Raw genomic sequence first — 15126 nt, 5'->3', positions numbered from 1 at the left:
GAAAAGATAGCTGTTACCTATGGGTAAGTAGTTACCTGAGAGTAAGTACGTATGAACCATTACCAAACATGAAAAGCACCGAACCCGCTTGCCAGTATGAATTGAAAGTAGCCAAAGATGCCATGGAAGTGATTCAGGGCAAATGGCGGATTCCCATTATCATCTCCCTGACGTATGGCAACAAACGCTTCGGTGAAATCCAGCGGGATATTCCGGAGATCTCGCCCAAAATGCTTTCGCAGGAACTAAAGGCACTGGAAGAAAATCAGCTCATTACCCGTACGCTGTACGACAGTATGCCCATCACGGTAGAATACGCCCTGACGCCTCTGGGCCTGTCGATGAAAGACCTGTTGGTCGAATTACGCAACTGGGGGAAGCATTTCAGAAAAGAGATAGTGGGAAAATAAGAAGCGTTACCTTCACTTCTATACTAAATCGTCTATACCAATCCTTGGAGTCAGGGGCGGGTTTAATAGCTGAAAACAGGAGCGACACTGAAATGGCTGCAAAGGCCTAAATTAGCCGCTCGGCGGGTAAAACGATAGAAGCCTTCCTATTGACTTTCCTCTTTCGCAGGGCCTGTCTAAACCGTAGTTAATCGGGCTAAACCTGAGTAAGGTTGAACAAAGACATGAGGTAATGTTATCTCTTCCTTCTTTAATCTATCATTTTTAGCCTACCTTCGCGGCCTCATTCAAGTTCTTTACTTCTTATTCCACGGAAAAAGGTTCTGTCGAAAGACAGATTAATAGGGAATCGTGTGTAAATCACGAGCTGTCGTGCAACTGTAAGTTCTACGCAGTTTGCGGTTGACCGTTTCCGTTTTCAATTACTCAAACATTGGCAACGGAAAACTGAAAACTGTAAACGGCATACGTTTCAGACAAATGAGCCACTGTATCATTCGGTATGGGAAGGCGTCTGAAATAGAACAAGTCAGGAGACCTGCCTTTTTCTTAGCTGGTCATGCTTTCACGGTTTAGAGCGTTATCAAGGGGAGCTTTGCTTTGTTGTATGGGCACAACTGTGCCGATACGCGTATGCCCGTGCGTAAGCTTTCCTGATTTCTTCTCTACCCCCGAACCATTATTAGCTAGAACGCAAGCGAAGAACTTTTAACCTTTTAGTTAAAAGTTATGCTCCCCATTTCTACTTCACGATTAAGTAGCAAAGTCCTTTTTACCACCTGGGTACTACTCTGCGGCATCCTCCTAAAGGCATTTTCGCAACACAAAAACGGCTCGCTGGAAGGGCGAATTGAAACGGAAATTCAGGAACCCCTACCCGGCATTTCCATTCGTCTGGAGCCCACGGGTCTGGGAGTAATCACCCAGGCCGACGGCAGTTTTAAGTTGCAGGCAATTCCGGCGGGAGCGTATACCCTCACGCTGAGCGGTATCGGGTACGAAGTGCGTCAGGTTCAGGTACAGGTCAAAGCCGGCCAAACCCTGCCCCTGCATTATCAGCTTAACCAGAAAACCCACGAGCTTTCGGTGGTGACGGTAACCAGTCAGCGAACCCGCTCGTTTTCGGCGATTAACAAAATCGATGTTCCGCTGCGGGATCTGCCTTTATCTACCAGCTCAGTCAGTTCAAAAACCATCGAGCAACGCGGCATTGATGATTTGGGGGATGCCATGAAAAATACCACGGGCGTTCGTTCCAACAACACCTACGGCGGTTTTCAGCACTTCACCATTCGCGGGTTCAGCAATTTCGTGGTACTGATTGATGGCGTTCGGGATGAGCGACATAACATTTCCACAAGTGCTCCCAACACGAATTTAGCCAACGTCGAACGCATCGAAGTACTGAAAGGCCCGGCTTCCGTTCTGTTTGGGCACTCGGCTTTGGGTGGTATCATCAACATCGTACGGAAACAGCCTACGGCCGATTTCAGGGCTAATTTTTCCGCGACTTACGGGAGTTTCAATACCCGTCGGATGCGGGCTGGTGCGGGTGGTTCGATCAACCCGAAGCTTCGGTACCGGATGGATTTCGGGGTGTCGAATACCGACGGTTTCCGGCAGGCGGGTATCTCTACTAACAATGCCTACGTGGCCTTGGAATATACACCCACCCGCAAGGACTACTTTTATTTGTCGGTGGGAGCCAATAAAGATGTGTACCGCACGGATTCGGGTATTCCCGTTTTGGCGGGCGGCGTGCTGGTTCCCGGCATGGATCTAACGACGCGTTACAACGACCCCGCTGATTTTTTAAAGCATACGCGAACGGATGTTCAGTTTCGCTACGTGCGGCAGCTTATGGCCAACCTGAAACTTTCCAATCAGCTCTCGTATTCGGACGATAACATCGATTATTTTTCAACGGAAGAACTGACGCTCAATACCCGGCGGGATTCCATTACCCGCTCGTTTCCCTACTACTTCAATCACCTCACCAAGCCGTTACAAAATCAGCTGGAGCTGACCTACGATCTCAACATCGCCAAGGTTTCGCAGAAGATTTTGCTGGGGTATTCGCTTAGCGTACTAGACCGTAAAACGTATAACGGTGCTATTTTTGGTGCCGGCAAAGGAGCAACCATTCCCGTACAAAACCCGATTGAAAACCAGGGATATATCGATTACTACGATACCTACTACCGGGCTACGGATGAAACGGTACACGGAATTTACTTACAGGATTTCATCCGGTTTTCCGAAAAAATCAAGGCATTAGTTGGGTTGCGTTACGATGTATTCAAAGGCGAATATTACACCGATCAGGTGGACAAAGACCGCCAGGTAACCAACTACGGAGCGAAATCAACCATAGCCCGGAATGCCCTGACCTATCGGCTGGGCCTAGTCTATCAGCCCATTGAACCTTTATCCATCTATGCCTCGTACTCAACGTATTTCAAACCCTCCCGCCGGGTAGCTCCAAACGGGGAGACGTTCGATCCCGAAACGGGTTATCAGGCTGAAGTGGGCTCCCGACTGGAGCTGTCATCAAAATTTGCCGCTTCGGCTTCGGTCTACTACATGCGAAAAGACAATCAGGTGGAAAGTTTGCCCGGTGGCGTTTTCAAACGCGTAGGTTCGGCGGAATCAAAAGGCTTTGAAGTGGAGGCTCAGGGCAATCCCTTCGCGGGCCTTGATTTGACGGTGGGTTATACTTTTACCAAAGCCCAGTACTTACCCTACGCCAGTGCAGAGGTAAACCCCGTGGCGGGTAAAACGGCGGTGCTGGCTCCGAAGCATCTGGTAAATACCTGGCTAAACTACACGGTTCAGCGAAAAACCTTGAAAGGGCTGAATGCTGGGGTGGGCTTCAACTATCAAAGCGAAGCCTTCGCCAACTCGGCGAATACGTACGTTTTGCCGTCCTATCGAACCGTCGATGTGGCCCTGGGGTATCAGCTGAACCGCGTGGGCATTCGGGCGAATGTGAATAACCTGTTTAACGAACGCTATTTCACCAACGTGATCTTAACCCGGCAGTTTTATCCCGGAGCCACCCGTAATTACCTGCTGACGCTTAGTTACCAACTTTAACCTTTCAGCCGCGGACTTTTGGAGTCTGCGGCTTTGTATATCTTTCGTGAAAACAGTCACCAAAGCCATTCGGCTCGTTCATCGCTACCTGGGATTTGCCTTGAGTCTACTGTTTCTGGTCTGGTTTCTGTCGGGACTGATGATGATGTACGTGTCGTATCCGACGCTCAAATCACACCAGAAGCTGCAACAAACGCCTCCGATTGATTTGACAACCTGCCTGTTAACGCCGGCAGAAGCGATTACTAGAGCAGGAGTAACGGATTCCATCAAATCCATTCGCTTAGGTATGGTACTGAATCGGCCCGTATATCGGATCGTTACCCTACAAAACCGCCAGCTTAGTATCTACGCGGATAACCCGGCTATTTTGCCCTATGCCAGTGAAAGCTTTGCTCGTCAATTGGCTCAGCACTGGTCCCATGCGGGGGTACAGCAGGTTGAAAAATTAACAGAGATCGATCAGTGGATGGCGGCCCACCGCTCACAGGGCTACCTGCCCGAAGTATATCGAATGCAAATGGGCAACGAAGCGGGGACTTATGTGTATGTGTCTCCTTTTTCAAACGAAGTCGTTCAACAGGTTACGGCCCGGCAACGGTTGCTAGCCTGGCTGGGACCGATTCCGCACTGGATTTATCCGACGTTCCTCATCCGTAACCGACCCGTCTGGAGTCAGATAGTCATCTGGGTTTCCATAATCGGAACCCTGATGTGTCTGGCAGGATTGGCGATGGGCTTCATTCGCTACCAACGTAAACGGCCCGAATCGCTGGCGTTTAGTCCGTACAAGAAACGCTGGTTCCGCTGGCATCATTACACGGGTTTTATCTTTGGGCTTTTCGCGTTTACCTGGGTATTGAGCGGCTTGTTTTCCATGAGCCCTTTCAACTGGACACCCTCCGCCCGCCTTTCATCGCAAGCAACCGAACGCTGGATGGGTGGCCCGCTAAACCTGACCTTATTTAAAGTAAGTCCGGCGGCGGCTTATCAGAAGTTATCGCGGGAACTGGTACTCAAAGAGATACAATTAATTCAGTGGAACGGCAGACCTTACTACCTGGCTCTGCAGGACGATCATCACACGCGTGTACTGGCGGCGGATGAAGTCGAAGCCAATCCGTTTCAGACCTTTGAAACTCAGGCAATCGAAGAAGCAATTCGGAAACTGGAACCGAAGGTAGCGGTGCTGGAATCGAAAGTCCTGGACCGTTATGACGCGTACTATTACGCGAAGAACGGCGAAAAACGTTTGCCCGTATTACGAATCAAACTCGACACCCCCGAGCAAATCTGGTATTACGTGGATTTAAAAACGAGTCAGGTGGTATCTAAACACCAGACATTAACACGCGTCGAACGCTGGCTGTATCACGGGTTACACAGTCTGGACTTTAACTTTTTATTAAATCGAAGACCGCTTTGGGATATTACCCTGATCGTTTTATTACTCGGTGGAACGGCTACCAGCAGTACGGGTCTGGTACTAACCTGGCAGTGGCTGCAGCGAAAAAGAGTTACGAAACGAAAGCAAACAACCGTCCGGATGGGGGCTATCAAGCCCGTTTCCGAACGGTTGAAATGAAGGGTGACCGGAAAGAATAGTGAGTCACAGTACCCTGATTGAAAGAAGAGTAAGAAGACCGTTCAAGTCCTCTTACTCTTCTTTCAGTTTAAGGTTACGAAAAGAAATTCCTTGCATCCAGTCCTGTAAGGCCAGGTGCCCTTTGGTAGCTTTGCCAAAAGCCGGGAAGTGTTGGAAATTCGTGTTTTTAATTTTCTGTTTCCATTCTGGTGTGGTTAAATCTTGTTCGGCGGTTAAGACACCATTGAGGTAGAATTCGATTTTACCGTTTTTCTGCTTGATTTCGGATTGGTTCCACTCGCCCACGGGTTTGGTTACGGCTTCGTTTTTCTGGGGAGCAAATCCGTACAGACAACCCGCTCGTTTTTTCAGATCAGCGTTATAATCGTAATGCGAGGGTTCCAGCAGTTGGTACTCTGGCCCCGAAGCCCAGGCGGTGGGAATGTCCTTGCGTTCAACCACATTGATAAAGACGCCACTGTTGCCAGCCTTGGAGATTTTCCATTCAAACTTCAAATCAAAATTACTGTACGTTTGATCAGTGACCAGATCGCCGTGCTCCAAAGTTGATCCCGTACCGTTCGGAACACACTGTAATTCACCCTTGTCCACCCGCCACACGGAAGGTTTGTTTCCCTGGTTATAGAGATGCCAGCCTTGAAGCGTTTTGCCGTCGAACAACAGCTTCCAGCCCTCTTTTTTTTCCTGAGCAGAGAGTTGATTAACGGCTGGAACGTCCTCCGAAAACGCGGTAAGGATCAGTGAAGCGATACTGGCATAGGCCATCAGTGCTAAAAGTCGCATGTGAATAAAGGATTTATTCCGAATAAGATAATACGGCAATCTAGCAAAGAAATTTGGCTTGTACAGGGGGAATGATCGAATACGTAGACGGAAGGAGCGGGCTGAAAGACCACAAAAGAAGCTGTTTTGGAAAGCCCTTCGTCGGGACCAACTGCCTACGTGTACGACCAGTCCATATTATAGAGTAGACTCGAATACCTGCCATTGGGATGCTTAGCAATGATCTTGCTTTGTTCTTTTCCGAATGTACTATATTCAAAAAATGAACAACTCGGAGAGGTGCCCGTTGTAGTCCTTACATGGCTTGAATCGTTAGATCGCTGGTAATCGGTGGAGGTGATCCGTAGTTGAACGTATGAACTGAAGAAAGCGGTATAAAAGCACTATTTGTTGGTGATTACTACAATGAAAAAGTATGGTTTGTTGATCGGGTGTTTGGTCATGCAGGTATTAATGGCTGCGGCACAAGCCGTCGATACCACCTATATCCGACCTTTCTCGAAACCGAATACCCTTGAGGTCTACTCTGGTCTGTATAACATCAACTTTGATTTTTCGGATCGATATTTTCAGAAAAATGACTTTCAACTGCGGGTCAACCGGAGTGCGACGTTAGGGGCGGACCTGACCTATAAATGGCTGTACGTACAGTATGCCTTCAACCTGCCCGGCACGATGTTGGATAATCAGGCCAAATTCAATTACCGACAACTGAAGGTCAGGCTAGGCAACCGCAAGTGGATTTTGCAGCCTTTCTATCAGTTTTACAATGGACTACTGATTCCCGAAAGAAAACACCGAGGGTTCGAAATTTTTCGCGGCATCACTTTTGAAAATGCGGGAGCAGAAGTAATGTATTACGTTCATTCCCGTCGGTTCTCTCCGAAGGCCGCCTATGCTTTTTCCGAACAGCAACGCCGTTCGTCGGGCTCGGCTTTTGTTACGGCTACGGGCTTATGGCACGCGATTCGGTGGCCTAGTCCCTCGCCGGATTTAATCGAAGATCCCGGAACGTTTACCTTATTATCCCGAAATCCAGCATGGGTATCACTCCTGCTGAAGGGCGGGTATGCCTACAACCTGGTCATCCAAAACTGGCTCATTGCTCCTTCGGCTTCGATTGGCTTTGGGGGCTTAAAAGAAACGCACGTAAAAGGAATGGCAATCAGGTCAGTCACTCAATTGCAGGGCAACCTCAATGCAGGTTATAACGGGAGTAACTGGTATACGTATCTAAGCGGTTCCTGGACTAATCTGAACACGGAGTTGCTCATTAAAGATATGCAACGCGTCAGCTGGACGCTTACCGCGACGGCGGGTTTTCGCTTCCGATCCAGTCGAAAGAAAATTCTGTCCATTCTGTAGCGTAGCTATTTGAGTACTGTCAAGTTCTGGTACTGTAAAACGGATTCTTGATTGAAGACATAGAAACCCACAAGCGAACACATCACCCGTACTATCAGGAATTAATCCACTCCTTAAACGCCTGTACCCGATCACGGCTTACGTACACCTCTTCTTCGTCGGCGGGAATCAGTTCCAGCTTGAGACGACCATTGAAGTGTGGGTGAATTTTCTGGATGCTGTCAATACAAACGAGACGATTACGACTGATGCGGTTGAACCGCCGGGCATCGACTTGTTCGGTGAGTTCTTCCAGCGTGGCATCGACCAGCAGTTTCTGTCCATCGAAGGTGATTAGAAAGCTTAGCTTCTGATCGCTTTTGAAGTAGGCAATGTCCTGGGCTTTGACGACCGTAAATCCGTTTCCTTTCCGGACCATAAACCGTTCCTTAGGGTCGGATTTAGGCGTTTCCGGGTTCTTCGACACAAACCGCTGGGAAAGGTATTCGTACTTTTTTAACGCCGCCCGCAGCTCCTCCGGATTAATGGGTTTCAGCAGATAGTCAATACTGTTTTGCTTGAACGCCTGAATGGCATACTGATCGTAAGCCGTGGTATAAATGATGGGAGCATCGATGGCTAATCGCTCGAAGAGGGCGAAACTTTCCTGATCTTCCAGCTGAATGTCCGAAAAAATCAGATCGGGTTCGGGATGCGTACTGAACCAGCTTACCGCCTTTTCAACCGAAGGCAATACGGCCATGACCTCTAGTGAAGGGTCAATTTGCTGAAGCAGAATACGGAGCTTTTCGGCCGAAAAAAACTCGTCTTCAATAATGACTACGTTCATAATGAATCGTTCAAAAGGGGTAAACCCACGCGAAACGTGTCCGCCGTTTCCTCGATGCGAATAGACTGCCCGGTGAAATAACGGTAGCGGGCTTCCAGGTTTTGCAGACCAATGCCACTACTGGGGACTTTTACCGTTTTCCGCCGTAAACTATTTTCTACCCATACGACCTGCTCTTCCGTATAAATGGACAGACTCAAGGGATGTTCCTCGGAAATGTAATTATGCTTCACCGCGTTTTCGACCAGCAGTTGAATAGACAGAGGTAAAACCTGAGCAGCAGGTGTTGCAATCCGCAGGTGCATCTGGATTTTATTGTAAAACCGCACGTTCAGCAGAAAGCAGTATGCTTCCACCACGGCCATCTCCGCCGATAAGGGGACCTGTTTCTCTTCGGTATGGTCCAGTACGTAACGGTACACCTGAGCCAGCTTGGAAATGTAACGGTCGGCCAGAGCGGGGTCCTGATACACGACACCACTGAGTACACTTAGACTATTGAAGAGGAAATGCGGATCGAGCTGCTTTTTCAACCCTTCGACACGGGCCACTAAATTTTCCTGCCGTAGTTTTTCCTGTTCCAAAAGCGATTGTTTCCACTGATTGAACAGAAAAGCTCCTTCATTAAAGGCAATGAATAAAAGGGCCAGCAGAAAAGAGACAAAGCCATTCTGAACGATTACACCCGCCGTAATGAGCACCGAAGAAACGAGACGGCTGTACAGCAAAATCCCGCAGATCAGGATCAGGGAGGAGAACAGGAAAATGCCCAGTACCTCATACACCAGATGTTGGGTCAGGCTTTTCTCCCAGGGGAAAAAATACAGCGTCAGGGCCTGAATGAACTTACTGCCTTCCCAGATGACGTAACTGGTCACGGTAGCTACCAGAATGGAAAGCAGGTGAGCGGTTGATCCCAGTTCCATCGGCACGTAAAAGGTGGGCACTACAATGCCGAAGCAGCAGGCTCCCAGTACAGCCGTTATCTTAACCCGAAACCGATACGAAAAACGTTCTTTCAACTTCTCGTGCAATTAAAATCGAAATCTACGCCAGGCCGGTGTTTCAACGCAAGTAAGATCTAAAGTTCCGATCGGGAGTAGGGGGTTTCAACGAAAAACGGACTCCGTTTCCAGAGCCCGTTTCGTATGCTATTACTTGTGATTCAAAAGCCAGTTGCGTGCGTTGACGAAGGCTTCCATCCAGGGCGATACCTCGTCGGTGCGGCCCGCCGGGTAGTAGGGCCACTGCCATTGCAGAGCCGAACGCTCGGCGTGGGGCATCATCACCAGGTGACGACCTGTTTGGTCGCTCATCATGGCCGTATGGAACGACGATCCGTTGGGGCTGGCCGGATACGTTTCGTAGGCGTACTTGGCCGCAATGTGGTACTCGCTCTCGGCGTAGGGCATTTCAAAACGTCCCTCCCCGTGGGAAATCCACACACCCAGTGTACTGCCCGCCAGCGACGAAAGCATTACGGAGTTGTTTTCCTGAATCGTTACCGTAGTAAACAAACTTTCGTGTTTGTGCGAATCATTATGCCGCATTTTGGGCTTCTCGGCGTGCTCGGGGTTAATCAGGCCCAGTTCAATGAAAAGCTGACAACCGTTACAAATGCCCACCGAAAGCGTATCCTCACGACCGAAGAATTGTTCGATGGCCTGCTTGGCTTTTTCATTATACAGGAAGGCACCCGCCCAGCCTTTGGCCGAACCGAGCACGTCCGAGTTAGAGAAGCCACCGACGGCACCCAGGAACTGGATGTCTTCGAGAGTTTCGCGACCCGAAATCAAATCCGTCATGTGTACGTCTTTAACATCGAATCCGGCCATGTACAGGGCGTTCGCCAGTTCCCGCTCGGAGTTACTGCCTTTTTCCCGCAGCACGGCGGCTTTGGGACGGAAGGCTCCGGCTTCGGGCTTCTGACCCGTAAAATGAGTCGGGAAGCTGTACTGGAGTACGTGGTTTTTGTAGTTTTCGTACCGCTCCTTGGCCAGCTTGGGACCGCTTTGTTTCTGATCCAGCAAGTAAGAAGTCTTGAACCAGACGTCCCGCAGGTGATCAATGTCCAGCGTATACGTAGCCTGCTGATCCTTGATCGTCAGCGTGGGCTGCGAGATTACTTCGCCTAGTTTATGGAAGGCAACGCCTTTTTCCTGCAGTATGGCTTCTACGGAAGCATCGGCCTGGAAGACAATACTGATGTTTTCGGCAAACAGCTTCGCTACGCTATCCTGCTCACCCAGGCTGCTCAGGTCGAGCGTGGCTCCGAGGTTGCGGTCGGCAAAGCAAAGTTCCAGCAGCGTCGTAATCAAACCACCGCTACCTACGTCGTGACCCGCCTGGATTTTTCCGGCTTTAATCAGTTCCTGGATGGTATTAAAGGCCGTTTTGAAGGCTTCGGCGTCGACCACATCGGGCGTTTCGTTACCGATGCGATTGAGTACCTGAGCCAGCGATGAACCGCCCAGCTTGTACTGATCGCCGGAAAGGTTGATGTAGTAAATAGATCCACCGTCCTTCTGTAATACGGGTTCCACAACACCGCGTACATTATCGCAGGGACCCGCCGCCGAGATAATGACCGTTCCGGGGGCAATAACGTCTTTGTCGGGATACTTTTGTTTCATCGACAAGGAATCCTTACCCGTAGGGATATTGATACCCAGGCTAATTGCAAAATCCGAACAGGCCTGCACGGCTTGATACAGACGAGCGTCTTCGCCGGGATTTTTGCTGGCCCACATCCAGTTGGCCGAAAGCGAGACGCTTTTCAATCCTTCTTCGAGCGGTGCCCAGACGAGATTCGAAAGCGATTCGGCAATGGCATTCCGACTACCCGCTGCCGGATCAATCAGAGCGGAAATCGGAGCGTGACCAATGGAAGTGGCAATCCCGTCTTTCCCCTGGAAATCCAGTGCCATGACACCCACGTTATTCAGGGGCAGGTGCAGTGGTCCGACGTTTTGTTGCTTGGCTACGCGGCCACCTACGCAACGGTCGACCTTGTTGGTCAGCCAGTCTTTACAAGCGACGGCTTCCAGTTGCAGTACCGCTTCCAAATACGTTTCCAGCTGGTTTACGTCATAGCTGACGGGCTGGTAGGTACGTTCCAGACGGGTATCGTTCATGACCGTCTTGGGAGCACTGCCAAACATATCGGCCAGTGCCAGATCCATGGGTTTGGAATCGGTCGTGTGGGAAGCAATCGTAAAGCGATGATCGGCCGTTACTTCGCCCACGGCGTACATAGGAGCCCGCTCGCGGTCAGCAATGCGTTGCAGTGTTTCCAGGTCTTCGGTACCAATGACCAGACCCATGCGTTCCTGCGATTCGTTGCCGATGATTTCCTTGGCCGAAAGGGTAGGGTCACCCACGGGCAGTTTATCCAGGTCGATTGATCCTCCGGTTTCTTCGATGAGTTCGGACAGACAGTTCAGGTGACCACCCGCACCGTGATCGTGAATCGATACGATGGGGTTCTGATCGCTTTCCACCAGGCCACGCACGGCGTTCGCCACGCGTTTCTGCATTTCGGGGTTCGAACGTTGTACGGCGTTAAGCTCAATACCCGAACCGAACTTACCCGTATCGGCCGAAGATACGGCCGCTCCACCCAATCCGATGCGGTAGTTATCCCCACCCATCACCACAATCTGGTCGCCCGGTTTGGGTTCGTGTTTTTTCGCCTGTTCGGCTTTGCCATAGCCGATACCACCGGCCTGCATAATGACTTTGTCGTAACCCAGCGTGCGGCCTTCTTCCTCGTGTTCGAAGGTTAAGACCGAACCCGTGATCAGCGGCTGACCGAATTTATTACCGAAATCCGTAGCTCCGTTGGACGCTTTGATCAGGATGTCCATCGGCGTTTGATACAACCACTTGCGTTCGGCCACGGCTTTTTCCCAGGGGCGATCCTGTTCCAGACGCGACAGGGCGGTCATGTACACCGCCGTACCCGCCAGCGGAATGGAACCTTGACCCCCGGCCAGACGGTCGCGGATTTCGCCACCCGAACCCGTTGCGGCTCCACTGAAGGGTTCCACCGTGGTAGGGAAGTTATGCGTCTCCGCTTTGATCGAAATCACCGAGTCGAACTCGCTGACCTGATAAAATTCGGGTACGTCGGGCCGCTTGGGAGCAAATTGCTGCACGCGGGGGCCTTTGAGGAAGGCCACGTTATCTTTATACGCAGAAACGATCCCGTTGGGGTTCGTTTCCGATGTTTTGCGAATCAGTTTGAACAGCGACGTCGGCTGAGCTTCACCGTCGATGACGAAGGTACCATTGAAGATTTTGTGACGGCAGTGCTCGGAGTTTACCTGCGAAAAGCCAAAAACTTCCGCATCAGTAAGCTTGCGACCGATTTTTTGGGACAAATCATTCAGGTACGCTACCTCATCTTCATTCAGCGAAAGGCCTTCCTGCTGGTTGTAGGCGGCAATATCGTCGAGTTCCAGAATGGGTTCAGGCGTAATATCAATCGTGAAAATAGCCTGATTCAGCTCCGTGTATTTTTGCGAAACCATCGGATCAAAGTCCGTGAAGTCCGCTTCTACCTGCGTAAATTCTTCAATTCGGCTGATGCCCTGAATATTCATATTCTGGGTAATCTCTACCGCGTTGGTACTCCAGGGGGTAATCATGGCCGCCCGGGGACCCGTAAACACCTGGCTCAGGGTGGTTTCAGCAAGGACGGGGGCATCGCCAAACAGCCAGCTTAACTTAGAAAGGTCCGAATCCGTAAGAGACTGCTGGGTTTCCACTGCATAAACAGTAACCCGATCCGCAGAAAAGAAATAAATCATGATGGGAGTCTTGTGATATAAGCTCGGTACTTACCCGCAAAGGTAGCGTGATATAAGCGTTTCTTCGTGAAAAAACATGAATAAGGCAACGGTTAATCCACTAATTCGGATCAATAGGGCTATTTAAGCCTTTGTTGACCCGCCAGAAAACGGGCAACCGCATGCCTTACCTGCTCACTATTCTTTAGAGAGGTAACTCCGTTTTATGATGGTCCGTTCCTTACCTAAGATCAAGAAATACGCGTTTCTCACCGGATAAAATAAGGTCAAAATCCTTTTTTGAAGCTTCAAGAGTTGAAACCTTCCGTTTTCCGCTACTACCTTAGACCAGCCTTTGGGCCTAACCTCATAAACCAACGATGAATCAACCTCGACTCCTTCCATTCCTACGTCGCTATTTCTCCGGGGTTTGTTGGCTGGGCTGGCTTCTCCTGACGGCCTGTACCAGTCAAAAATCAACCTTGTATACCCGTGAATTACAGCGATTAAAAGATGCCTCCAAACAAACCTTGTCCGCTCACGTGGATGAGTTCAACCAATATGCCAATCGTCCGGCGTCCGATGGCCCCTTTAACGCTGGTAACAATAAAGCGTTTTTACTGGAAAACGTGCCTTTGTTTCGTAGCTCCGCTGACAGTCTGACCAAGGTTTATAATTACCGCTGGTGGATGATTAGCAAACACCTGAAAGAATACGACGATCCCGAAGACCACAAAAAATACTGGGTGGTGACCGAGTTTTTCGGCGTGAAACCCTGGGCTTCCCTCAGCGGAGCCATTACCTGTCCCGCCGGGCATCAGTTTTATGACGTACGCTGGCTGCGGGATGATACCTTTCTCAAGTCCTACGCGGATTATTTCATGCGGGGCTCGGCTTCCCGGCTACCGCAGCGGGAGAACGGAAATTTCCTGACGTATCTGAGTCGACCGGAAAGCCACCATTTTTCGAGCTGGATGGTGAACGGCGTGGAGGCTTTTCAGAAAATTCATCCCGATCCGCAATGGCTACACGCGGTATTGCCCGCAATGGAAAAGCATCAGCAGGTCTGGGATTCCTTGTTTACGGTGCACAGGCCCCAAGCCAAAACGGCGGGCATGTACAAAATACTCGATCTGTACGATGGCATGGAATTCAGCCTTTCGGCCGTTCTGGGTCTGATTGAAAGTCAGGGGCCGTATAGCCTGTATACAAAAGACAACTGGCGGAAATACTACCTGGGTTGGGAAACGACCGGTAATGCCGCTCAATCGCAACAGGCCAAAGACTATCCTACGGCTTTCCGGAAAGGGTATCCGGACTATTATCTGGTCCGGCCTTCCGTGAATAGTTATGCTTACGGCAACCTCAAGTCGCTGGCTGATCTGTACCGATGGGATCAGGTCCGGTATACAAACAAGCATACGAAAGCAGAGAAGTATGCAGCCAAAGCTCAGGCCCTTCAACAAAAGGTACTGAATGTGCTCTGGAACACGCAGGATCAATTTTTCAATACGCTGAGTGCCGGAGACAATGCCTTTGGTGTCGGCGATTTTGAGGCCCGGGTACGGGAGTCGGTGGGATACACGCCCTGGTATTTTCAGTTGATACCAAAGCAGAACTACCAGACCTACGCGAAAGCCTGGGACCTGTTTGCTTCGCAGAAAGGCTTTTACAATGCGGCGGGTATGACGACGGCGGAACAGCAACATCCCTACTACAACGAACAGGCCTATGCCTGGAACGGCCGGGGCTGGCCTTTTGAAAATTCAGTCGTGTATAAAGGATACGCCAACTACCTGCGATCGTATCAGGGAAATAGTTCGGCCGCCCAGAAACAACTCTTGTACGACTACATCGAGAAGCTCGCCCGGATGCATGGTACGAAAGAACTGAACATTGGCGAATGGTACATTCCGAGTAACGGGAAGACGTTCGGCGGCGAGTCCGATTACTTCCACTCCACATTTCCGGATATTATCATCGAAGACCTGATTGGGTTTACCTCCTTTCATGAAGATCAGTTTTCCGTGTCTCCTTTGGTACCCGAGCAGCAGTGGGACTATTTCTACCTGGGTAATATCCGCTACCACGGGCACGATGTGGATATCATCTGGAAAAAAGACTGGGATTCAGCCACGCCGGGTAATCAAAGTAAGCTTTGCATCTGGGTGGATCAAAAACTCAAAGCGAGCCGGGATCAGCTCCACGGAGAAATCACGGTTCAATTACCGAAGTGAAAGCAGGACT

At 50.2% G+C, this 15126-nt stretch carries 9 protein-coding genes and 1 riboswitch; of the genes, 5 read left to right on the top strand and 4 right to left on the bottom strand.

Annotated elements, in window-relative coordinates; translation table 11 throughout:
- Positions 1 to 68 precede the first annotated feature (68 nt).
- The 3 genes from C5O19_RS16960 (at position 69) to C5O19_RS16950 (ending at position 5091) form a co-directional block, all read left to right on the top strand.
- Positions 69 to 410, top strand: a complete 342-nt coding sequence (locus C5O19_RS16960) for a winged helix-turn-helix transcriptional regulator (RefSeq protein ID WP_104714584.1) — start codon at positions 69 to 71, stop codon at positions 408 to 410.
- A 301-nt stretch (positions 411 to 711) separates the two neighbouring features.
- Positions 712 to 970, top strand: a riboswitch (cobalamin riboswitch).
- Positions 971 to 1139: 169 nt separating this feature from the next.
- Complete coding sequence (locus tag C5O19_RS16955; RefSeq protein ID WP_104714583.1) at positions 1140 to 3506, top strand: TonB-dependent receptor; 2367 nt, start codon at positions 1140 to 1142, stop codon at positions 3504 to 3506.
- 46 nt (positions 3507 to 3552) lie between these two features.
- Positions 3553 to 5091: a PepSY domain-containing protein gene (locus C5O19_RS16950; protein ID WP_104714582.1), complete on the top strand. Its 1539-nt coding sequence runs from the start codon at positions 3553 to 3555 to the stop codon at positions 5089 to 5091.
- Between the two features lie 72 nt (positions 5092 to 5163).
- Here C5O19_RS16950 and C5O19_RS16945 read toward each other — a convergent pair whose 3' ends face one another.
- Entirely contained in the window at positions 5164 to 5895 is a 732-nt protein-coding gene (locus C5O19_RS16945) for a 3-keto-disaccharide hydrolase (RefSeq protein WP_243406426.1), read from the bottom strand.
- Between the two features lie 405 nt (positions 5896 to 6300).
- Between C5O19_RS16945 and C5O19_RS16940 the strand changes: the two genes are divergently transcribed.
- Positions 6301 to 7260, top strand: a complete 960-nt coding sequence (locus tag C5O19_RS16940; RefSeq protein ID WP_104714581.1) for a DUF4421 family protein — start codon at positions 6301 to 6303, stop codon at positions 7258 to 7260.
- A 94-nt stretch (positions 7261 to 7354) separates the two neighbouring features.
- Here the strand turns inward: C5O19_RS16940 and C5O19_RS16935 are convergent, their stop codons facing one another.
- The 3 genes from C5O19_RS16935 to purL form a co-directional block, all read right to left on the bottom strand.
- Positions 7355 to 8089 (bottom strand): LytR/AlgR family response regulator transcription factor, encoded by a 735-nt coding sequence (locus C5O19_RS16935; RefSeq protein ID WP_104714580.1) that lies wholly within the window; start codon positions 8087 to 8089, stop codon positions 7355 to 7357.
- Entirely contained in the window at positions 8086 to 9111 is a 1026-nt protein-coding gene (locus C5O19_RS16930; RefSeq protein WP_133163382.1) for a sensor histidine kinase, read from the bottom strand. The genes C5O19_RS16935 and C5O19_RS16930 overlap by 4 nt, the downstream gene beginning before the upstream one ends.
- Positions 9112 to 9243: 132 nt before the next feature.
- Positions 9244 to 12900 carry a phosphoribosylformylglycinamidine synthase gene (gene purL / locus C5O19_RS16925; RefSeq protein WP_104714578.1) on the bottom strand — a complete coding sequence of 1219 codons (3657 nt, stop codon included), beginning with the start codon at positions 12898 to 12900 and terminating at the stop codon, positions 9244 to 9246.
- Between the two features lie 359 nt (positions 12901 to 13259).
- On the opposite strand from purL, the gene C5O19_RS16915 reads away from it, so the two are divergent.
- Positions 13260 to 15116 carry an MGH1-like glycoside hydrolase domain-containing protein gene (locus C5O19_RS16915; protein WP_104714576.1) on the top strand — a complete coding sequence of 619 codons (1857 nt, stop codon included), beginning with the start codon at positions 13260 to 13262 and terminating at the stop codon, positions 15114 to 15116.
- Positions 15117 to 15126 lie beyond the last annotated feature (10 nt).

The sequence above is a fragment of the Siphonobacter curvatus genome (assembly GCF_002943425.1).
In the GTDB taxonomy this organism is placed as follows: domain Bacteria; phylum Bacteroidota; class Bacteroidia; order Cytophagales; family Spirosomataceae; genus Siphonobacter; species Siphonobacter curvatus.
Note: the sequence above shows the minus strand (reverse complement) of the source record. Positions and strands in the feature narration are given on the sequence as shown.

What these genes read in the sequence shown, in the direction of transcription:
- purL (WP_104714578.1), bottom strand. Translation starts at nt 12,900, where the DNA reads ATGATTTATTTCTTTTCTGCGGATCGGGTTACTGTTTATGCAGTGGAA.
- C5O19_RS16915 (WP_104714576.1), top strand. Translation starts at nt 13,260, where the DNA reads ATGAATCAACCTCGACTCCTTCCATTCCTACGTCGCTATTTCTCCGGG.
- C5O19_RS16945 (WP_243406426.1), bottom strand. Translation starts at nt 5,895, where the DNA reads ATGCGACTTTTAGCACTGATGGCCTATGCCAGTATCGCTTCACTGATC.
- C5O19_RS16940 (WP_104714581.1), top strand. Translation starts at nt 6,301, where the DNA reads ATGAAAAAGTATGGTTTGTTGATCGGGTGTTTGGTCATGCAGGTATTA.
- C5O19_RS16955 (WP_104714583.1), top strand. Translation starts at nt 1,140, where the DNA reads ATGCTCCCCATTTCTACTTCACGATTAAGTAGCAAAGTCCTTTTTACC.
- C5O19_RS16935 (WP_104714580.1), bottom strand. Translation starts at nt 8,089, where the DNA reads ATGAACGTAGTCATTATTGAAGACGAGTTTTTTTCGGCCGAAAAGCTC.
- C5O19_RS16960 (WP_104714584.1), top strand. Translation starts at nt 69, where the DNA reads ATGAAAAGCACCGAACCCGCTTGCCAGTATGAATTGAAAGTAGCCAAA.